Raw genomic sequence first — 22,004 nt, 5'->3', positions numbered from 1 at the left:
TTTTTGGATTTTACCGAATATTATTATGGAAGGACGCTGGTTCCCTTAAATCGTTAAATCAAATCATGATCGTAATCTTTCGATTACACAAGAAAAGAAAGTACAGAAGGAGGCATACCCCGCCTCCTTTTTCTTTTTACATTCTTTCAGGCATTTCTATACCAAGCATATTCATCCCTGATTTTATAATATTACCAACTGTAGATGATAATATCAAACGGAAATTTCTTTTATCCATATCGGGTTCTGAAAGGATAGAATGATCATGATAAAACTGGTTATATTCTTTTACCAGTTCGTAACAATAATTTGCAATTACCGCCGGACTGTAATTATTACCTGCCTCTTTAACAGTGCCCGGAAATAGAGAAATCCTTTTCAGGATATCTTTCTCCTTATCTGAAAGCAAACCTGATTGTATTGTTTCTTTTATGGTAAAACTGTTGTCAGCTGCTTTTCTTAACACCGATTGAATACGCGCAAAAGTATACTGAATAAATGGACCGGTATTTCCATTAAAATCGATGGATTCTTCTGGATTGAACAGCATATTTTTCTTAGGATCTACTTTTAATATAAAATATTTAAGCGCCCCCATTGCAATCATCCGGTAGGTTCTTTCTGCCTCCTGAGCTGACAGGGAATCAAGTTTGCCAAGCTCCTTTGACATATTTCTGGCAACATTTACCATTTCCTCCACCAAATCGTCAGCATCAACCACTGTTCCTTCCCTCGATTTCATTTTCCCTGATGGAAGTTCTACCATACCGTATGAAAAATGATATAAATCTTTGCCCCATTCAAACCCCAATTTATCAAGCAGATGAGCCAAAACCTGAAAGTGGTAATTTTGTTCATTCCCAACAACATAAACCATTTTACCAATAGCGAAATCGGCAAAGCGCATTTTTGCGGTACCAATATCCTGGGTCATATAAACCGAAGTACCATCGCTTCTCAGCAATATTTTTTGATCAAGTCCTTCTTTTGTTAAATCAGCCCAAACCGAGTTATCGTCTTTCCGGTAGAAAATCCCTTCATCTAATCCTCTGAGGACTTCCTCTTTTCCTACCAGATAGGTTTCTGATTCATAATAGATTTTGTCGAAATCTACGCCAAGTTTTTTGTAGGTAATATCAAAACCTTTGTAGACCCATCCATTCATGGTCTTCCAAAGTTCAACAGTTTCCTCATCTTTTGCTTCCCATTTCCTTAAAAGTTCACGAGCCCCTAAAATGGAAGGTGCCTGGTTTTCGGCTTCTTCTTTTGATATTCCTTTTTGAACCAATTCGGTTATTTCCGCCTTGTAGTGTTTGTCAAATTCAACATAAAATTCGCCCACAAGGTGATCGCCTTTTATACCTGAATTCTCAGGAGTTTTCCCATTTCCCCACATTTGCCAGGCGTACATCGATTTGCAAATATGAATGCCACGGTCGTTAACAATGTTGGTTTTTACAACTTTTTTTCCATTGGCCTTTAATATTTCGGAGATTGAAAAACCTAATAAATTGTTTCTGATATGTCCCAAATGTAAGGGTTTGTTTGTGTTGGGAGAGGAATACTCAACCATCGCCAGTTCGGAATCCTCTTCAGGTAATTTTACTCCATATTCTGTTTGGGAATAAGCTTCCCGTAAAACTTCTAACCAATATGTTTTATCGACAACCAGGTTTAAAAATCCTTTTATAACGTTGTAATTTTCAACAACGTCAATCGACTCTAAAAGGTAATTCCCAATTTCTTCTGCTGTTGCTTCAGGTGATTTTTTTGAAAAGCGTAAAAAAGGAAAAACAACAAGTGTTACGTCTCCTTCAAAGTCTTTACGTGTATTTTGCAACTGAATCTGATTTTCATTGGCTTCCAATTTATATAATTCATTTAAAGCCTTTTTTACAGCATCAAAAATTATTTTATCGATATTCATTTTTTGAAAGTATTTTAAGAGCGACAAAGATAATATTTTAGGGCGTGTGAAATTAAGAAATCAAAAAAAAGCCCTGTCAAACGACAGGGCTTCAGCAAATATTATAAATCAATAATTATTTTCTGATTTTTAATACTTCGAATTCAACCCTACGGTTTAGCTGACGGTTCGCACGTGAATTATTTTCCACTTCCGGTTTGCTTTCTCCGTAGTAGTTCGAACTTACATACGCATTGTTTATGCCTTTTGTGAGTAAGTATTTCACAACTGCCTGAGCACGTTTTTCAGAAAGTCCCATATTGTATCTTTCCGGACCAGTACTATCAGTATGTCCACCAACTTCTATTTCATATTCTTTGCTTGATTGCAATTTGTCGACCAGTTTATCCAACTCTTCTTTGCCTTCCGGTCTAAGCGTAGATTTATCAAAGTCGAAAAGAATATTTGGTATTTGAATTGTTTCCCAATCGGGACATCCGTCATTATCAACAGAACCAGGTTCGGTAGGACATCTGTCCTGGCAGTCAATTACACCGTCTCCGTCAGAATCCAGTGGGCATCCGTTTTCATCAACCGGGCAACCTTTTGGCGTATCCGGGCATTTGTCTTTTGGATCCGGAACTCCGTCCTCATCAGTATCGGGACATCCGTTGAATTTTGCCAACCCAGGAACATCAGGACAGTCGTCATCTTTATCAGCAATTCCATCTCCGTCTCTGTCCGGGCATCCGTTAAGTTGCGGGCTTCCCGGTTCATCCGGACAATCATCTTTGTAATCCGGAACTCCATCGCCGTCGCGATCCAGCGGACAACCTTTTTCGTCAACCTGTACTCCCGGAGGTGTATCCGGACATTCGTCTTTTCTGTCAGGAACTCCGTCACCATCAGAATCTTTAGCTTTACCTATTGCAAATTCAATAATTCCTGAAACTTTAATATGGTCATCAACAACATCGGTTAAAACGTTATTAATATGTCTTGTTCCATCAATTCCTTTAATATAAGCAGCTTCCAAATATAATGAAGTATTATCGCTTATAGGGAATTTTGATCCCACACCGGCATTAAAGTTCACTCCGTCTTTCAGGTTATCCCACATGTAACCTGGGCCAGCGAACAAATAAGGTTGCACACTGGCATTTTCAGAAAGGATAGAGCCATTATAAAATTTGAAACGTAAATTCAGTAAAGGATTGCCAAAGTCAGTACCGTCGTCGTTAAAACCCATTTCATGCTTTAGCATAAGATCGAATGAAGGACTTAAATAACGACTTACATAAAACTCACCTAAAAATCCAAGTTCATTTTTTTCGAGGTTTTGATACAATCCGGGCCCGAGTCCAATTGCCCATTTGTTATCTGAATTCTGAGCGAATGCAGTTCCAATAATAAAGGATAGAACTAAAAAAAGTAAGGTAAATTTTTTCATATTAGTGTTTTTTATTAATGTATTTCACGTCTCGTAAGCAATTTAGGAATTAATTTTAACATTCTAAACAGTGTATTTAATGTTTATGTTTAATTTTATGGTTTTTTTACAAATTTATAAATTTTAATCAATTCGATAGATTAATTAATCATTATTTTGTTTGCAATAATTGATATAGAAACAACAGGTAACAGTTATCAGAACGGTAAAATAACTGAGATCGCAATTTTTCAGCACAATGGTGTAGAGATTACCGGTTCTTATTCATCCTTGATTCATCCGGAAATGGATATCCCTTATTTTATTACTAATTTGACAGGTATAAGCAATGAAATGGTTAAAAATGCTCCGAAATTTTATGAGGTGGCAAAAAGAATTGTGGAAATGACAGCGGGGAGAACTTTTGTTGCACACAACGTAAGTTTCGACTATAAGTTTGTAAAGGAAGAATACAAAAGATTAGGTTATTTTTATAACAATAAAACCATGTGTACGGTACAACTGGCCAGGAAATTGCTTCCGGGACACGAGTCTTACTCACTGGGTAGATTGTGTGCTGATTTGGGTATTGAAATAAATGGCAGGCACCGCGCAGCCGGCGATGCACTTGCCACTGTTAAACTTTTTGAAATTCTTCTAGAGAAAAATAAATTGTATAACGATTCTAAATCGTTGAATAATTATAAACTATTCTGAATCAGATTTTGTTTCTTCTTCTTTCGAGCCATTTTCTTCTTCCTCAGAGAAATCAAGCAATTCCTTTTCCTTAAGAATATTATACCAAAGAAGCACTTTTTTTATGTCAGAGACATAAACACGGTCTTTATCAAAATCGGGAAGAATTTTTTCAAAATAATTTTTCAACTCGTTACCGGATGATTTCGGACTTAAAGCTTCTCCACCATCCTCTTCTTCAGCAATTGATTTGAAAACATCTTTTAATGGAATATCTCCCGATTCGGTATAGATGGCGATATCTTCCAAAGCTGAAACTTTAGAGGTTGAATATACCGGAATTCTTTTCTTTGTGTCCAGCGACTCAACAATTATGCTGTTTTTCGACTCGGCGACCATTTTGAAAAGTCCTGACTGACCTGAAATTGCTAATAACCCTTTTAACATGACCTAATTTTTTTGGCGAATATACAATTTTTGTAACTCCATTGAAAATTCATTTTCTAATTAAAATCTATTTTATACGAAACGCCTGTTTTTATCCATCTCCCTGGCTGAATAACGTTACCAATATCATAATAATCGGTGTTGAAAATGTTGGATGCCGAAACAAAAAGAGACAAATTTTTATACGTGTAAGAAATTTTTCCGTCGAGTAACCAAAAAGGTGAATAATCAATTTCGTTTGCCCAATCATTGTTGTCAAAACCAGTAAAAGTTCCTTCTCTGTCCTGGTATATAAGTTTCATATTTAGTGATATTCTGCGCACAATTTTCTGATTTAGTCCGATTACCAGTTTGTGTTTTAGGTTATCCAAAACATAGTTTGAAATGAGTTCCTGATTTTCTTTTGTAAGGTTGTTTGTGAAATAATTTATTTCTAATTGTTCAGGAAAAGCATTTCCCAACAGTTTTTGAAGATTAAACCGGAGCTGAAATTCTGATCCAAAACTGTTGATTTGAGTCAGGTTTTGAGGTTGCCAAACGTCGTCGCTGCTGTTTTTCACCCAATCGATAATATTTTTTCCTTCTCTGTAAAATAGAACGGCGTACCCCTGAACAAAGGCAGTGTTAAATTTTAATCCTCCCTCTATTGTTGCCGATTTCTCTGGTTTTAAATCCGGATTTCCCACATTACTTGGCCCCTCATAATACAAATCAGTAAAGGTTGGCATCCTTAAGGAAGTGTTAAAAGACGAGAATGCTTTTAGTTTATCAGTAAAATTATAACTGATTTCCACACCGGGAAAAGCGTTCCAGCCAAGCTTGCTTTCCGAGATATGATTTGTCATTATCCCCCCGGTAAGAGTCCAGTTCTCCAAATAGAAAGAGTGTTCAAAAAAAGCAGACAAGGTATTTCTGGTTTTTGATTTAGTAAATTCGGCATCTTCTCCCGGGACCTTTTTAGGTGCATCCAGTTCTTCGCCCAGAACATTACTTAAAATATTTTCTGAGCGAAATTCAAACCCTAAAGCCGTTTTTCCCAAATCCGATTGAATCCAGGAATTCAGGTTTGCGCCATAAACGTTAGTTAAGTGGTAGTTGTGGGTTGTATACCAACTGGCCGGATTATCCCTAAAAAGTTCAAACCTGTCTTTATGTCTCCGGTAATAAACAACGGGAGTCAAGTGCAGTTTTGAATTTGATTCCCACTTTGCCGATGAAAAAAGTGTTTTTGTTGCTTCGTATTGGTTTGGGTACTTGGGCGTATAAAAACTGTTCGCCCCAAATCCTTTTTCTGAATTGCCCAATTGAAGCGAAAATGTTCCGCTTTTTGTTTTCAATTGGTTGCTGTAAAACACACTACTGGTTTTAAAATCAGTGTTCTCAATGTACCCATCCGAACTTTTTCGGTTGGCAGAAATACTGTGCCTTAATTTTCCTGTGGCAACTGACCCTGAAATGTTTAAATCGGAATACGAAAAACTTCCGTAAGTTGCGTCTGCTGAAACTAAACTTGAAGCGGGCATTTTGGTAACAATATTAATTGCACCTGAAAATGCATTTGGACCATAAACTCTTGCAGCTGGTCCTTCCAGGATTTCAATACGCTCAATTTGATTTAAACTAACGGGAAGATTTAAGTTGTGGTGTCCGGTTTGCGGGTCGGTGATGTTGATTCCGTTTAGAAGGATTAGCATCTGGTCGAAAGTACCTCCACGGATACTTATATCCGCCTGTACTCCCTCAGAACCTCTCTGTCTTACATCAACTCCGGCGACATATTCCAGAAGATCCTGAATGTTTCGTGCCGGGGCATACTCAATTTCATCGCTCTCAATCACGGAAATAATCCGTGCCACCTGCGAATACATGGCAGGCGATCTTTGCGCGCTAACCTCGATCTCATCAAGATCATATTGCATTTTTACTTCAGTAGTGTCTTTTTCGGTTGCTATCGAAAGAGACGGTGTGGAAAGAAAATAAATAACTGCTAAAACCGAAATTCTAACTACCCGGTGCATCGTTTGAAACGCCGAATAATTTTTCCTTCCCCATTTTCTGAAAGTTAAAATACAATGCGCATGTAAATTAAACTTCGCTTTGTTCATAACTAATAATTCTGTCTGCAAATATAATATTCGGTTCTGAACAGGGCGAATGTGGTTTTGTAAGCATCATACTTTTAATGGTATGATTAAATTGAATTAACAGAACATATTGTAAATGCTTTCAATACTTATTATTTTATATTTGCGTTTGAAAGGATGAAGACAAGATTTAGAGGTATGATTTATACAACTTTATTATTTTGTTTTTGTTGTTTATTGTTTGACCCGGATAGGTAAATCGGATGCTTTTTTTGTGTGTAATTAATAAATTTTAAATGAAACTTTACTTACTCCTTATAAATTTAATTTTGTGTTCGTTTTTATTAAATGCACAAAATATTCAGACAGATAATAACAATGAAAACCCGAAAAACAAAGGGCTTGTAATAATAGGTTTAACAAATAACAGGGAGGTGGAAAAACAGTTTGAAGAGAAAATATCACCCTCCGGGGACTATTTAAATATTAAAATCTCTGATAATGTACTTGAGCCTCTTGATGAAAATGTTTTAGGAGATGTTGAGTCGGAACTATTTTCGGAAAAGGATTTAAATTTATTACTCAACAACAATAAGCTTGGACAACAGATTTTGTCGTTTTGGTTTGCCCGGCAAGCTGATGGTACTTTTGATATTAAATCAATACAGGAAAAACAATATCTAGATATTCATGAAGTTGTGTCGTTATTGCAGCAAACTGATAAGAAAAGAGTCAGGGCAGAAGATATAAGCGGTTTTGATGTGGTGAACAAGTCCTATATTATTTTGGTCGACTTTAAAGATATTCAAACCATGGAGGAATATTATGGTCAAAATGATATCGAAGATGAATATCGAATTTTGGAGGGTTTTATTTCCGGATTTAACTACTACTTAGTCAAGCTTGATTTCAACAATCTCGTAGCCTCCCATTTTTTTAATAATTACCTGATAACGGAAGAAACGGAGCAAAGTTTAAGCAAGAAACAGGAGTTTGTGACTGTCGACTTCCCTTTTGTGTTAATTAAGGCGAAATCGGACCAGGTCGCTTCAACACTGCATACTACTCCGGGAAGTGAATCTTCCGGCTTAGATCCTGAATTGTCAAAACGGCTTTTAGGCCAGCTGGTTAATCTTGCTGTGGATAAAGCTTTGTTGAATATTGAAAGAGAGGAGCATTTTTATAAATACAACCGAATTCAGTCAACAAAGCCCGTTGCTGCTTCTATGGGAGTGAACGAAGAACTTAAATTTGATAGCCGGTATTCAGTTTTTACCAACCAAATTAATGAATCGGGAAAAGTAGAGAAAGAAAAAATCGGAGTTGTAAAATCGGTTAAGGTTGTTGATAACAGGCCGGGAAGAGGCGGAGTTGGTGATTTATCGGAGTTTTACCAGATAGGTGGGAAAAAGACAACTTCATCGGGAATGTATCTTGAAAGAAAAAAAGATTTGGGAATAAATATTGGTTTTGATCGCAGTTTTTACGGGCCTGTGAATACTTCCGGGAGGATAGAATATTACTTCTCAAAACTTTTCGACGGTACAATTCAGCCGGGGAAGCGTGCTCAAGGATTAAGTTCCTTTAAAATTTATCTGGAGGCTGGATTTAATGATGGTACATATGAAATTGAAGAGCTAAACAGGAATTTTGAATTTTTGCGGGGTTCAATTGGATTAAGTAAGGATTTTTATCCGGTTCGGTTTATGCACTGGAGTCCGTTTGTTGGATATGGATTTGAGTCTGCAACGTACAGCGAGTCGGATAATATTATTTCAACCAATTATGTGGAAACGGGATTGCGGTTGGGGATAAACATCACGCACAATGTTCAGTTGATAGCTACCTTCAAAAATGATTTCCTGATCAATACTGTTTTGCTTGACGGAGAAAGAGAAGTTATCAGCGAAAATTTCAATTATGTTCGTACTTTTCCAAATAGAAAAGGAGTTTCTCTGGGGCTTGGTTTTAGGATAATGCTGTAACTATGATAATTATTTAGAATATATCATTTTACAGCTTTGCTGCCCTTCTGCAATGGTACCATCTATTTTAAGTTTTAAGCCCAAACGTTCGGCAATACCTCTATCTCCCTCCATTGCCAAATCGCATAATTTAGCGCATTGTTTATCGGAGAGTCCAAGTTCCTGCCACATTTTTACTAAAGGGCAATAATTAAATTCAACTGAAAGTTCATTTCCTGTTATCTTGATTTTATCCATTTCGAAAGTCTTTACAGCAACTCCATTTAGAAATACCCTTTTAAAATCTTCAAAATTGGTAGGAGCAGGTATTTTTAATTTGAAACCCTCTCCGTGCATGAGACCAATTTTTTTAACCGACCTTCGTATAATCTCATTAATCTCAACGTTTTCTCTCTGTGCTTCTTCATAAATAGCTGCCAACCATGCAGCACGATGCTCTATTTGATTTCTGTTTAAATCAATTAAACCACCTTTTACATTCGCAGTATTTTTAATTTTTGACATAACTTGTGTATAAACTATTTTTATATAATTTTTCGCGACAAATGCTGAATTAAATCAATTCCATCCCATACCAGTGAAAAATCCATGGCTCTTCCAATTTTAACAATTCTATCCACTCCAGGAACCCGATTTGAATGTATCAGCTTCAACAAGAACTCCTTTTCAAAACCAAAATAAGTAATGGTTTGGCATTTTTTTGTACAAAAAGGCAAAATTTCACTAATTTGATTCGCTTCATATTCAATAAAAAAACCATTTCCACACCTAAGATCTAGAATTTCAGAATCAGGTTTTTCCAATTCAATCCGATAAATACTATTGTCGTCGTTATAAACTTTTTTTATTTCAAAAGAACTCGCCATCAGATAAAATGTTTCCAACTTTTTAACGGATTGTGATGGAGCTAAATGATATTTTTCTTTAACAATATTCTGAAGTTTCTCCCAAAAAACTTTCCGAGCCTGAGCTTTATTTTCTCCTGTCCAGACAATTAAGGAAGGTGAGCTACAGGCAAGTTGATCACTTGTATATCCATCATTATAAAAACTTTGAGCAATATACATTTTGTCTTTTTCCTGCAGATATTTTACAGAATTGATAACACAAAAGGAATAGCGGTCTGAAAATCCGATATCTATTCCACGCACGCCTATCTGAAATTTTCGAACCTCCGCGATAGTGTTATCGCCACCCCAAATAATTCTTGCATCAGAAATCGAAGAAAGAAACTTTGTCGTATCGCTATCCTCTTTCAAATATTTTATCAGAAAAATAAGGTCAGAAACACTCTTGTAATTTTGAGAAAGTAGGGAATTAATGATTTTACACAAGATTTCAACCTGTTCAAAGGGTTTACTCGGTAACCTTACAATATTGATGCACCCGGCCAACAACCCGGAAGCCAAAGACCAGGCAAAGTTGAGCGCAACATTAGAAGGAGCGATATGAAAAACAACACCTAGCCCCAAACGCCGCTCCAAATCCTGATATTGTTCTTTCATCAGCAATAGATTTGATTTTCTGCACCAAAAGCCCAAAGCTGCTAAATCTGGATATAAATTTTTTCGGGCATCTTTGTTAATTTGATGGTGAAGGGCATCTAAAAAATCGATTACATCATCAGAAAACGGAGGAAATGGTCTATTTTGCAAAACCTTACTTAAGGTTTCTGCATTTCCTGTATTAAAGCTTATTTTATTAAAATTATAATCCATAAGTATCACTACATCCTCTTAATTCAGTGTGCTCAACCCTGCCACGGACTTGGAAATAACTTCCCGGGCGACCACATGAGCAATCATCGCTTCCCAGCATTACACCACGATCTTCCGTCAGCAAGCTATGTCCGCAATATGATTTTGGCAGTACCGAAACAACCTGAATTAATCCCTCTTCTCCGAACTTACAAGTTTTAAAATCAGATGGTCTCCTTATAATAACATCACCAAAAATACCTGCATGAAAATTACCACCGGTGCACTCCAGAAAAACACTACCAGTTTGTTCAACCATGCCATAATAATCATGAATCCTTTTAATTCCTGAAATTTCTTTTAATGCATGTTTAAACTTAGCTTTAGAAACAGATTTATTTTGCATCCTTTTCCAACCTCCGCCGTGAATCAACGTTGCATTTGCAAGATTCAACTGTTGATTCATTTGCTTCAACTGCAAATAAAAATAATTCCAAATCATAAATGTAAATCCAAAAATAAATATTTGCTTTCCTTCGTGTTTTTCAAGAAATGTCTGGACCTTTTTAATATCTAACTGTTCATTGTCATTAAGTGCAAAACATCGGTCAGAGCCAAACAATGAAAAACCCAAAATTGCAGCACCTCTGGCGGAATATGCATCACGATTTTTCAAAACATTCTGACTATCGATAATCAACATTGGTGTCCTTTTTAATCCGGTGAAATCTGTAACCGTTTTAATCAAAGCCTTTTGCTGAGAAATGGCGGTCTCCTTATCTAAAAATATTTTTGATGCTGACTGACCGGATGTTCCTGAAGAATAAAGTGTTTTAAAAACCTGCGAGTCGTCTATACTTTTAAGGTCTAACTTTTTAAAAAGAGAAACAGGCAAAAACGGAATCTCACTAATCAAAGGATTGGGTATTTCTAGATTATATTCCAGGATATCTATCATTTTCCTGTACCTAATACAATTCGAATGATGGAAGATGGTAAGATTTTGAAGGAATTCAGATAATAATGCATTCTTTTCTTCCTGCAATAAACCGAATCCATCAATATTCATGAATTTATTAAGATTCAGCATTTGTTTTATTTAAATGATGATACATTATTTTCCCGGCTTCATTTCGGGGAAGCACTTTTAGCTTTTGTACCAGAATAGATGATTTATGCAATTGAGTCTCCTCTAAAAGGAAATTTCGTATTAATTCATCATTTTGCTTTCCGGTATAAGAAACTTTCAATTTATTATCGTGTCCGGTACATCCGAATTCAGAATTAGTAAAACGAGAGCTTAAAAGATTTTCAACCTCGTCAAAACTCACTCTAATACCATGAATCTTGGCAAACCGACTTTTTCTTCCTGTTATATATAAATAACCATCATCATCCATATAACCTAAATCTCCGGTTTTAAGGATACCGTTATTTTCATCTCCGGTTGTAAGGTTAGCACCATCATTTGCATACCCCATAAAAACATTTTCTCCGTAATAAATCAATTCTCCTCTTTGAAAAGGTTCATCCACTTTGTTACCAGAATCATCTTTTAACTCAATCTTTGCCCCCGGAACCGGAAGCCCTATACTTCCTACTTTATCTCGCGCATATTTACCTGGCAGAACAGACATTCGTGCAGTGGCCTCTGTTTGTCCATACATTACGACAAAATCCTTATTGTTTTCAAATGCTTTTCGGGCAAATTGTTTATGCATATTATGAGATAAAGCACCTCCTGCCTGAGTGAAAGTACGAACAGAATCGAGATTTTTTGAACGGAAATCGAGTTTCATAAACATGTGGTAATGGAACGGAACACCGCTTAACGTAGTTACATTATTTTCCTTAACCAATTTCCAGAAAGCAGGTCTAACCGGGCTCTCTTCTGTTATAACAAGTGATGCTCCTTTATAAATATGAGTATGGATAATCGACAATCCAAAACTATAATACATAGGTAAAGTACTAATTGAGACATCATCAGACTTAACGGGGATAGAGTCTACGATTTGAATAATATTAGATTTTATATTTTGATAACTTAGTTTAACCAGTTTTGAGGTGCCCATCGTACCCGATGTGTTTAGGAGCAATGCCAATGACGGATTCAGTGGCCATGTATTTTTTTTATTGGTTTGAACCAACTGATAACCATTTGTACAAAAGACGACAGAATAATCAAAAGGGATTGCTGAGCCTTCCGGCACCCACAAAAACATTGGTTTCCATTGATGAATTAATTTAAGAACATTTTCCCCGGAAATTTTTGAATCGACCAGAATAGGCACAATTCCATGGTTTAAGAAATTTAGATAACCAATTACGGAACCCGGTGAATTCTTACACAAACACAAAACCAATGATCTTGAGGGAATTTTTGCTACAATACTTTTTCCTATTTTCTCAAGTTGATAATACGAATACTTTTTACCGGTATCATCTGTAATTGCGATACGGTGTTTATACCGATCAAAATTCCAGATCATATTTAGCTAATATTTCCATTCCTTTTTCAAACGAACTAAGTTCGATAATATGATCCATATCTAAAGAAATACTGAATGTTTCTTCGATACATACAACCAAACCAAGATGACCAACTGAATCCCATTCGGGAATGCTTTGATAAGACAGGTTTGATAGGTCTTGATTATTAATTCCCGGGAATGCTTCTTCAAATGCTTTTATATATTTTTCGCGGTTCGTCATTTTTTTCTTTTAATTTTTTGGTAAAAACTGTCTGGCAGGATTTCCCATAACTTTCGATTCTTTCTTAATATTTGTCATTACAACGCTACCTGCACCAATATTTACATCATCTTCAATATTTCTTTTTGGTATGATGGTGGCGTTAGAGCCAACATAAACCCTCTTTCCAATTTTTGAATACCCCGCGATAACACAACCGGAAGAAATAGTGCTATAATCTCCTATCGTGGAATCATGTCCAATTCCACTGGAAAGAACTGTGACAAATTTTCCTATAGTGCAGTTAACCGTTATTCGGGCAAAAGGGTACATTATCAAGCCCTCTCCAATTTGGTTGTTTTCTCCAACAATGGCAGTTGGATGAATGATGTTAGCAAAACGAGCACCTTTGGATTTTAATAACGTCACAACTTTCTCCTTTTCTTTGGGATTACCGATAGCACAAACGAATACTTCGTTAGGTGCAGGTTGCCAATTGGTAATCGTACCCAATATTTTATGCGTACATCCTAAGCCATCCAGTGTATTTGGAATATCATTAATAAATCCTTTAACAATCCATTTAGGGGCTATATTATTTATTGCCTTTATCCATTGTAATAATTCTCTTCCTAACCCACCAGCGCCTACAATAATAAGTTCTTTCATGATGAAAAATCCAATAGCCTATAATTTTAATTTATATATCGACTTTTAATATGTTTTTAGTTTTAACACTATATTCTTTACTCTCATTCATTATTTTAAAAGCCTTTCCAATAATTAACAAAACCTGAACTGTAATGAAATACATCTGTTTTAAATTCCTGGTTTATATTTTGTATCTCACTTCTAAAATTGTCATGTTTAAACAAAACCCAACATTTACTTCCCGGATTATAGACAGATGAGGCATACCCCCATTGTTTCATTAATATCTCCATACTTTTATTTGTATGAAATGCACTATGAACAGGGGGCTCTAAATAAAACCAATCCGGATTATCAGGTATGTTTTCACATACCACTGTGTGTAACACCATGCAACCATCCTTGTCTACCAGGTTGTTAACAGCCTCTAAGTCATCTCTCCTTAATACATGCTCGAAAAAGGCACTATTAATAACAGTTTTATAACTCTTCAGATTCCCAACATCCAAATATCGTTTTTTATTTCCTTTTTTTATATATGGATCAAAAATAGGTAAATCTATTTTAAAATATTTTTTTAAAACATTACTTAAAATTCCCGCTCCTGATGCATAATCAACCATACTATTAGTACAAATCAAATTGTTTGTACTAAGAATTTTAAGCATCATAGCCTGTTCTAAATATGGAGGCTGGTTCGTAACTATTGGGTGATTATGCACTTGTGAATTCAATTGAGTCCAAATTTCTTTTTCCAGCTCAGCGTGTGTTTTTGATAAAACAAAGCCACAATTTTCACACTTGTGATAATGAACCTCTCCAATTTCCTGCATAAACCTGGCATATGGAGCCTTAGTATATTTTTTCGAAAAATAATATTTACTCGAAGAGTTACAAATAATACATTTCATAATGGATTTAAACAACAAGGTTACGGAGCCCAATTACCAGAACCAAATCAATAAGGTTATTATTATATTAAAACGCTTTAAATATAGAAACTTTCTTCTGCTTCGCTCAATTCAGAAGTATTTATTTAAAAAGTAAAAATGAATAAATTTGAAAACTCTTGCTTAAAGCCAAATGAAAACAATTTTTATGTAAGCACTAAAAATGTATAATATTAAAAGAATAATAACAGCATATTGAACTTAAAACAAAAAACGATTACAGGGATAACCTGGAGTTTTATAGATAAATCGGCGAACTTAGGCGTTACGTTTATCATCGGGATTATTTTAGCCAGGTTACTTTCCCCCAAAGAATTTGGTTTAGTAGGTATGCTTACTATATTTATTTCCATTTCAAATTCCATTGTAGATAGTGGTTTCAGCCAAGCACTTATTCGGAAAAAAAGTTGTACTGAAGATGACTTTTCAACCGTTTTTTATTTCAATTTTTTAGTCGGCCTTTTTATGTTTGCTTTATTAGCAACTTGCGCTCCATTAATTAGCCGTTTTTTTAATGAACCACTGTTAATACCCTTAATCAGAGTTCTGTCAATTACTTTAATTATTGATTCTTTGACAATTATACAGAGAACCATTTTAACTAAAAATATAAATTTCAAATTACAAACTAAGATTTCAATAATAGCTTCAGTTTTATCGGGTGGAATTGCTGTTGTATTGGCATATAAAAATTTTGGAGTTTGGAGTTTGGTCGCTCAACAAATAGCTAACCGTTTTTTTAATTCTCTATTTTTATGGATCTGGAATAAATGGCGACCGCTATCGGTTTTTAGTAAAAAGTCATTTTCCGAACTTTTTAATTTTGGTTACAAGTTGCTAATCGCTGGCATAATTCGAGATATTGCCCAAAATATATATTATGCAATTATCGGTAAGTATTTTTCTGCTTCTGATTTAGGTTTTTACTCTCAAGCCGAGCGGTTCAATAAACTCCCCTCGCAAGATGTAAGTAGTGTTATACAGCGAGTTACATACCCAGTATTAGCAGAGATTGAGGATGAAGTTAAACTGAAATTAGCTTATCAAAAAATAATTAAGTCTACAGTTCTTATAACTTTTATGTTAATGCTGGGAATGGCAGCAGTTGCTGAGCCTTTAATAATTACATTGATTGGAGAAAAATGGCGCAAATCAGTTATTATGTTGCAGATGCTTTCATTTGTAGGCATGATGTACCCTTTACACTCTATAAATTTAAACATGTTGAATATTAAAGGGAGATCTGATTTATTTCTTCGGTTAACAATCATAAAACGACTATTAATAGTTCCGACAATTGTTATTGGATTGCTATGGGGAATAAATGTAATGATTGCAGGTATGATATTTAATAGCTTGGTTAGTTATTATTTAAATAGCTATTGGTCTGGAAAACTTATCAGATATCCTATAAATGAGCAGATTAAGGATATAATTCCTTATTTCTTAATTTCGCTTGTTAATGGCACTTTAATTTTTTTTATTGGACTTATTCTTCCTTTTAATTATGGCATTAAATTAATTATACAATCGGCATCCGGTTTATTTATTGCTGTTTCATTATTAGAACTTATACGGCCAGAAGTATATTTGGAATTTAAAAAGATTGTTCTTTCCTACTTCAAAACCACTAAAAAGAAACGACCATAAAATGAAAAGGCTTAAGAAATTAAAAATAATTAAACCCACGTACATTAAAAACGAAGTAGTAAGTCGTTACAATTCCATTCTGGTATCGAAAAAACAAAAAGTGTTCTGTATTGGATTAAACAAAACTGGAACAAGCTCTTTGAAAAAGGAGATGGAACAACAAAACTATATTGTAGGTATTCAAAGGCAAGCCGAATTATTATTTGATGATTGGGTAAAAAGAGATTTCAGACGTATAATTAATTATTGTAAAACTGCGCAGTTCTTTCAGGATGCCCCATTTAGCTATCCTTATACATTTATCGCAATAGATCAGGCTTTTCCCAAGAGTAAATTTATTCTGACAATTAGAGACAATGCAGAGGCTTGGTATAATTCTTTGATAAGATTTCATCGCAAGATCTGGGGAAATGGAAATGTACCTCCAACTGCAGAGGATTTAAAAAATGCAAATTATATCTATAAAGGGTTCCCTTATTATTCTTCCATGTCCTTAAGAAATGTTCCAAAAGATAATCCTTACAAAAAAGATGTATTGATTGATTTTTATGAAACGTATAATAAAAATATCAAGGATTATTTTCGACACAGACCCAATGATTTATTGATTATTAATTTAAAGGAGAAAGACAGCTATGGTCGTTTCTGTAATTTTTTAGGAATTGAGAAAAAAAAAGAACACTTCCCGTGGGAAAATAGAACATGATTTAATATATGGATAATAACAAACCTATCTACGTTACACAACCAGCACTGCCTGATTTACAGGAATTCATCCCATATCTGGAAAAAATATGGGATAATAAAATACTTACCAACAATGGCCCTTTTCACATGCAATTAGAAAAAGCGCTTGCAGAATTTCTGGAAGTTCCTTTTGTCTCGTTGTTTGCAAATGGCACGCTGGCATTAATTGTTGCGCTGAGAGCTTTAAATATTACGGGAGAAGTTATTACAACTCCCTACAGTTTTGTTGCCACATCACATAGTCTTCTTTGGAATAACATCAAACCAGTTTTTGTTGATATTGAACCTAATTCATGTAATATTGATTCGGAAAAAATAGAAAAGGCGATAACAAAAAGAACAACTGCCATTTTACCTGTACACGTTTATGGAAATCCATGTCAGACGGAACGCATTCAGGAAATTGCGAACACATATAAATTAAAAGTAATTTATGATGCTGCCCATGCTTTCGGAGTAAAACAAAATGGGAAAAATATATGTACACATGGAGATCTTTCAGCTCTAAGTTTTCATGCAACAAAAGTGTTCAATACAATGGAAGGAGGTGCCATTGTCAGCCATAGTGCATCGACAAAAAAGAAAATAGATTACCTGAAAAATCACGGTTTTTTCAACGAAACAAAAGTAAAGACCTTAGGTCTTAATTCTAAAATGAATGAAATGCAGTCAGCCTTGGGCTTATTGCAACTAAAAAACTTTCATCAGAATATACAAAAGAGAAAAAGAATTACACAACTCTACCAAAAAGAATTAGAAAAAATTAAAGGTATATCGTTTATCGTTAACACAGCATCCACCGAGCCCAATTTTACCTATTTTCCGATTTTTGTAAACAAAAATGAATATGGTATGACTCGTGATGATTTATTTAAAAAGCTAAAAAAAAATAATATATTCGCCCGACGTTATTTTTATCCATTAATCAGTAATTTCCCAATGTATAAATCAATCGAATCTGCGAGGTCATCGAATTTACCAGAGGCTGATAAAATAGCTGAAAATGTAATTTGTTTGCCAATTTTTTCCGAATTAGATTTAAATAGTGTTTACAGAATTATAGATATCATAAAAAATAAAGATGCATAAATCTTTAGCTATTCAGTCCAAACGTATTTTTTAATTTGTGCCAGTTCGCAGAGTAAATTTATTCTGATTTGCATAAAACATTGCAAGACCAGAATAAAAATCTGCAATAATTTGTCCGTTATCTAGAAATGATAACTCTGAACTTAAATATTAAATGATAAAAGGAAAGTCGAATATACCCAACCTGATTGATTCGCCATTGGTAAGTATATGTTGTTTTACATTTAACCATAGTAAATTTATACATCAAGCGATAGATGGATTTTTGTTACAACAAACCAACTTCCACTTTGAAATCATAATCCATGATGATGCATCAACCGATGGGACAACTGAAATTTTAAAATCATATCAAAAAAAGTATCCGGAATTAATTCGTTTGATAATTCAAAATACAAATCAATGGTCAAATGGAGAAAGAATGTTGTTGGCCACATTTGTATTGCCAAAAGTAAGAGGAAAATATATTGCATTTTGCGAAGGAGATGATTATTGGATTGATCCTGAAAAATTACAAAAACAGGTAAACTTTCTGGAAAAGAAACACGAATATTCAATGTGTTTTCACGATGCGTTAATATTCAAAAAAAACGATAAAAATGTAAACGAACCATTTGGAAAAATAACAAATAGGGAATACACAGGAAAAGAAATTCTTGCAAAATGGATTATACCAACTGCATCTATTGTTTTTAGAAGAGATTTATATTTTCCAATTTACAATCCAAATTTTTTGCATGGCGACATTGTCCTTTGCTTAACCCTTGCTCAGCGCGGTAAAGTTTACGGGATGAGTGAAATAATGAGTGTTTATAGAAAACAAAAAGGGGGGATGTCATCAAATTATCAGGGAATTGATTTTTTTAGATTATTCTTGAAACACAGAATTGAAATTCATAATACTTTTAGAGAATTCACTGGATATCAGTCAAAACGCTTTATTTCTTTAATTATTGCTGAAATTGCCTGGGGAAAGTTAAAGAATTATTCTATTTCGTTTGTGTATTATATTGTGTTGGCAATAAGATGGTCGCCAATAGGTTTTCTGCACAATTTGTACAATGTTATTTCAACCGGAATACTAAGTATGGCAAAACGGGAGAAGTAAATTATTCTATGCGAATAACAAACATTTGTTTCTATATTTAAGTTATCAAATTTTCCTTCCTTTTTGTAATAATCGTTGGCGTTAGTTCGTACATAGCTAACCTACCGTGCAGTTAAATATGGCACCCTCATAACAAATGAACAACATAAATAAAAATCGCAGTATAATTTGTTTTTTTTTTGAACAGAAAACCAGATTTTTCAAAAAATCGCATGCGATTTTTGGGTGTTTCCGGTGAATTTTTTATCCCGACCGAACTTTTAAATTGGGTAACTTTTGTTTTGTGTTTTTGTAATAAGCTTAAACATAGAATATTGCAATGTTGTTGATAAGCTTATTTCAACTTTGTTCATAAAAGAATAAATATTTTTTATATGGTATAGATAAAATCAACCACTAAAAGAGTTCAAAATCTTTTAATTCTGGTTCGTGCTTCTTAAATTTGTTTAGACAAATTAAAAATAACACGCCATGACTCAGATTCAATTTAATAACGCACTTCTCGGTTTAAGAGACAAATTGCATTACTATGCACTAAGTTTAACTTCTGATTCAGAAAGAGCTGATGATCTTCTGCAGGAGACTTTTTTGAAAGCTTTAACCTATCGTGATAAATTTACGCAAAACACGAACTTTAAAGCCTGGATTTACACCATTATGAAAAACACGTTTATTAACGACTATCGCAGAAACGTAAAAACAAAAAATACGTTTGATGGTTCAAATAACGACTTTCATTTGATGTTTTCAAAAGATAAAGTTTATCCGGCACCGGATTCTTTCTACAGTACAAAAGAAATTCACAAGAATATTAATGCGCTGGAAGATGAGTATAAAATTCCATTTACAATGTTTTTGGATGGATACAAATACAAAGAGATTGCTGAAAAGCTCGATTTGCCTCTGGGAACAGTAAAAAGCAGAATTTTCTTTACGCGTAAGAAATTGGAAAAGTCGTTGAACGAGTATTCAGATAATTGATATTAAAATGTATTAATCAAAAAAAGGTCTTCAGTTTCTGGAGATCTTTTTTTTATTTTGGCTAAAAAGTAAATTTTATGAAAAATATTGCTGTGCACTTAGCCGATGGATTTGAAGAGATTGAAGCGATAAGTATTATCGATGTGTTGAGGCGTGCAGGTTTTGAGGTTACCACGGTTTCTGTAACCGGAAATTTAACGGTTACCGGCTCGCACAAAATTCCTGTGGTTGCTGATGAATTTTTTGAAAACGTAAACTATGATTCAATCGATATGATTGTTCTTCCAGGCGGGATGCCGGGGGCGAAAAACCTGAATAATCACTCCGGATTAAAAAAGCAGATTTTAGAGTTTAATAAAAATGGCAAACATTTGGGAGCCATTTGCGCAGCACCGCTTGTTTTTGGTTTGTCGGGAATTTTAGAAGGGAAAAATGCAACCTGTTACCCCGGTTTTGAAGAGAATTTGGAGGGCGCTTTAATTACAGAACAGCCAACCGTAGTGGACGGAAATATTATTACAGGAAAAGGAGCCGGAGTTGCTATCGACTTTGCACTTAAAATTGTAGAAGAGTTAAAAGGCGCGGAGACTGCTGCTGAACTCGCAAAAAAGATGATAGTTCTATAGAAAATTAATACTCATTGAGTAACTCACAGTCACCCAACGAGCATTTTAATTTGCATACGGCGCATCAAACCGCTTTTCAAAAGCATTATTTTTTTTCAGATTTTTATCCCAGTAAAAATTGGAAATTCCTGTTTTTTGCATCAGTCCAAAAACACCGAGCCTGAATTTTGAAAATTTATAAGGCCCCGAGAGTTTTGCTAAATCTTTTTCATCGAGTTTTCTCTTCATTCCAAATTCATTTCCCATAAATTCCATTTTTTTGAATAGCTTCCTGGTCATCATTTCAGGCATAATTTTAATTCCTTCCACACCGGGTTTTACAATTACACACAAACATTCCATTTTCCATCTTTTTGAGAGCAAAAGCAAATAATTTTTTACTTCCATTGAATGCACAGCTTCAGGAAAACCTGATTGAACAAGGAAAAGTATTTTCTTTCCTGAACCATCAAAATTCCCAATCGTTTCAATAAATTGTTTTACCATTCCCGGCATAGAATCAACATAAAGCGGGAAAGCCAGAAAGATTGTTTCAGCTTCCTTGAAATGTTTTACTTGCTCTTCTAAATGTTTTTCCTGAATAAGGTAATCGATTGAAGTTACGCTGCCGCCAGCACGCTCCAAACCTTTTTGAAAGTGGGAGAGTAGAATTTTTGTATTTGAATTGTTCCCTCGTGGAGACCCGTTAAAGATGGCTAATTTCATGGCTAAGTTGTTTTGGATTGATGGAATTAATGGGATAAAAGAATTTTACTTCGGAATGAAAGTTTAGTTTAATCCGGCTAAAGATTTTTTCGACAAGTTCAAGTTCCTCTTTACTGGAATCGTTTGGCTCAACCAGAACTCCGATTTTCGGATAATTGGAGTATCGCTTTTTATGATGGCATTCCCCTTCAACAATGTTTATGTATGGGTGAACCAGCGGAATTGTTCTGTCGTGAAATTTCTTTAGAAGTGCAGAATACATTCCCATAATAATTGGTGTGGAATAAATAACCAAATCACTGGAAATGATTGACCGTAGAATATCTCCAGTGTCATCGTCGAAACGGCAAATTCCAGGCGTTTTCCACCAACAATCAAAACAGCCTACACACTGTTTTACTTTTTTTTTGTGAAGGTGAAATACTTTTACCAGATTGTTCTCACTAAGCGCTGAAATAGATTTTTCCAACGCGTCGTTTAATGGATTTTTGCCGACATCGGGATTTCCATCGACAATTGTAATTTTCTGAATCATTATTTTTTTGTTAGCTGATTGTTT

Annotated in this window: 21 protein-coding genes; 8 read left to right on the top strand and 13 right to left on the bottom strand. The window is 34.7% G+C overall.

The window, feature by feature from the left end; genetic code table 11:
• Positions 1-136: 136 nt before the first annotated feature.
• The gene (gene argS / locus GM418_RS03535; RefSeq protein WP_158863210.1) at positions 137-1,927 is read right to left on the bottom strand and encodes an arginine--tRNA ligase; all 1,791 of its coding nucleotides are present in this window, start codon (positions 1,925-1,927) and stop codon (positions 137-139) included.
• A 115-nt stretch (positions 1,928-2,042) separates the two neighbouring features.
• Positions 2,043-3,356, bottom strand: coding sequence for an OmpA family protein (locus GM418_RS31805; RefSeq protein ID WP_158863208.1), 1,314 nt, complete (start codon positions 3,354-3,356; stop codon positions 2,043-2,045).
• A 156-nt stretch (positions 3,357-3,512) separates the two neighbouring features.
• Between GM418_RS31805 and GM418_RS03525 the strand changes: the two genes are divergently transcribed.
• Positions 3,513-4,052 (top strand): 3'-5' exonuclease, encoded by a 540-nt coding sequence (locus GM418_RS03525; protein ID WP_158863207.1) that lies wholly within the window; start codon positions 3,513-3,515, stop codon positions 4,050-4,052.
• Here GM418_RS03525 and GM418_RS03520 read toward each other — a convergent pair.
• Both GM418_RS03520 and GM418_RS03515 read right to left on the bottom strand, forming a co-directional pair.
• Positions 4,044-4,478 (bottom strand): DUF5606 family protein, encoded by a 435-nt coding sequence (locus tag GM418_RS03520; protein WP_158863205.1) that lies wholly within the window; start codon positions 4,476-4,478, stop codon positions 4,044-4,046. The genes GM418_RS03525 and GM418_RS03520 overlap by 9 nt on opposite strands.
• Before the next feature lie 56 nt (positions 4,479-4,534).
• Positions 4,535-6,583, bottom strand: a complete 2,049-nt coding sequence (locus GM418_RS03515; protein ID WP_158863203.1) for a TonB-dependent receptor plug domain-containing protein — start codon at positions 6,581-6,583, stop codon at positions 4,535-4,537.
• Between the two features lie 275 nt (positions 6,584-6,858).
• On the opposite strand from GM418_RS03515, the gene GM418_RS03510 reads away from it, so the two are divergent.
• Positions 6,859-8,547: a hypothetical protein gene (locus GM418_RS03510; RefSeq protein ID WP_158863201.1), complete on the top strand. Its 1,689-nt coding sequence runs from the start codon at positions 6,859-6,861 to the stop codon at positions 8,545-8,547.
• A gap of 9 nt (positions 8,548-8,556) precedes the next feature.
• Here GM418_RS03510 and GM418_RS03505 read toward each other — a convergent pair whose 3' ends face one another.
• The 7 genes from GM418_RS03505 to GM418_RS03475 form a co-directional block, all read right to left on the bottom strand.
• A complete protein-coding gene (locus GM418_RS03505) occupies positions 8,557-9,051 on the bottom strand; it encodes an L-2-amino-thiazoline-4-carboxylic acid hydrolase (RefSeq protein WP_158863199.1) in 495 nt (164 codons plus the stop codon).
• 20 nt (positions 9,052-9,071) lie between these two features.
• A complete protein-coding gene (locus tag GM418_RS03500) occupies positions 9,072-10,265 on the bottom strand; it encodes an acyl-CoA reductase (RefSeq protein ID WP_158863197.1) in 1,194 nt (397 codons plus the stop codon).
• Positions 10,255-11,334, bottom strand: coding sequence for a LuxE/PaaK family acyltransferase (locus GM418_RS03495; protein WP_158863195.1), 1,080 nt, complete (start codon positions 11,332-11,334; stop codon positions 10,255-10,257). Before GM418_RS03495 ends, GM418_RS03500 begins: the two co-directional genes overlap by 11 nt.
• On the bottom strand, positions 11,321-12,736 hold the full coding sequence (locus GM418_RS03490) for an AMP-binding protein (protein WP_158863193.1): 1,416 nt from the start codon (positions 12,734-12,736) through the stop codon (positions 11,321-11,323). Before GM418_RS03490 ends, GM418_RS03495 begins: the two co-directional genes overlap by 14 nt.
• Entirely contained in the window at positions 12,720-12,959 is a 240-nt protein-coding gene (locus GM418_RS03485; RefSeq protein ID WP_158863191.1) for an acyl carrier protein, read from the bottom strand. Before GM418_RS03485 ends, GM418_RS03490 begins: the two co-directional genes overlap by 17 nt.
• 9 nt (positions 12,960-12,968) lie before the next feature.
• The gene (locus GM418_RS03480; RefSeq protein ID WP_158863189.1) at positions 12,969-13,607 is read right to left on the bottom strand and encodes an acetyltransferase; all 639 of its coding nucleotides are present in this window, start codon (positions 13,605-13,607) and stop codon (positions 12,969-12,971) included.
• Positions 13,608-13,702: 95 nt separating this feature from the next.
• Complete coding sequence (locus GM418_RS03475; protein WP_217447698.1) at positions 13,703-14,422, bottom strand: class I SAM-dependent methyltransferase; 720 nt, start codon at positions 14,420-14,422, stop codon at positions 13,703-13,705.
• 312 nt (positions 14,423-14,734) lie between these two features.
• On the opposite strand from GM418_RS03475, the gene GM418_RS03470 reads away from it, so the two are divergent.
• The 6 genes from GM418_RS03470 (at position 14,735) to GM418_RS03445 (ending at position 20,740) form a co-directional block, all read left to right on the top strand.
• Positions 14,735-16,189: a lipopolysaccharide biosynthesis protein gene (locus tag GM418_RS03470; RefSeq protein WP_217447697.1), complete on the top strand. Its 1,455-nt coding sequence runs from the start codon at positions 14,735-14,737 to the stop codon at positions 16,187-16,189.
• Position 16,190: 1 nt separating this feature from the next.
• Entirely contained in the window at positions 16,191-16,895 is a 705-nt protein-coding gene (locus GM418_RS03465) for a sulfotransferase (protein ID WP_158863185.1), read from the top strand.
• An 8-nt stretch (positions 16,896-16,903) separates the two neighbouring features.
• Positions 16,904-18,025 (top strand): DegT/DnrJ/EryC1/StrS family aminotransferase, encoded by a 1,122-nt coding sequence (locus GM418_RS03460; protein ID WP_158863183.1) that lies wholly within the window; start codon positions 16,904-16,906, stop codon positions 18,023-18,025.
• A 154-nt stretch (positions 18,026-18,179) separates the two neighbouring features.
• Positions 18,180-19,133, top strand: a complete 954-nt coding sequence (locus GM418_RS03455; RefSeq protein WP_158863181.1) for a glycosyltransferase family 2 protein — start codon at positions 18,180-18,182, stop codon at positions 19,131-19,133.
• A gap of 471 nt (positions 19,134-19,604) precedes the next feature.
• Positions 19,605-20,114 (top strand): RNA polymerase sigma factor, encoded by a 510-nt coding sequence (locus tag GM418_RS03450; RefSeq protein WP_158863179.1) that lies wholly within the window; start codon positions 19,605-19,607, stop codon positions 20,112-20,114.
• 77 nt (positions 20,115-20,191) lie between these two features.
• Positions 20,192-20,740: a DJ-1 family glyoxalase III gene (locus tag GM418_RS03445; protein ID WP_158863177.1), complete on the top strand. Its 549-nt coding sequence runs from the start codon at positions 20,192-20,194 to the stop codon at positions 20,738-20,740.
• 45 nt (positions 20,741-20,785) lie between these two features.
• Here the strand turns inward: GM418_RS03445 and GM418_RS03440 are convergent, their stop codons facing one another.
• A complete protein-coding gene (locus tag GM418_RS03440; RefSeq protein WP_158863175.1) occupies positions 20,786-21,445 on the bottom strand; it encodes a flavodoxin family protein in 660 nt (219 codons plus the stop codon).
• Positions 21,426-21,980: a flavodoxin family protein gene (locus GM418_RS03435; protein ID WP_158863173.1), complete on the bottom strand. Its 555-nt coding sequence runs from the start codon at positions 21,978-21,980 to the stop codon at positions 21,426-21,428. Before GM418_RS03435 ends, GM418_RS03440 begins: the two co-directional genes overlap by 20 nt.
• Positions 21,981-22,004: the final 24 nt, after the last annotated feature.

The organism is Maribellus comscasis (assembly GCF_009762775.1).
Classification (GTDB): domain Bacteria; phylum Bacteroidota; class Bacteroidia; order Bacteroidales; family Prolixibacteraceae; genus Draconibacterium; species Draconibacterium comscasis.
Note: the sequence above shows the minus strand (reverse complement) of the source record. Positions and strands in the feature narration are given on the sequence as shown.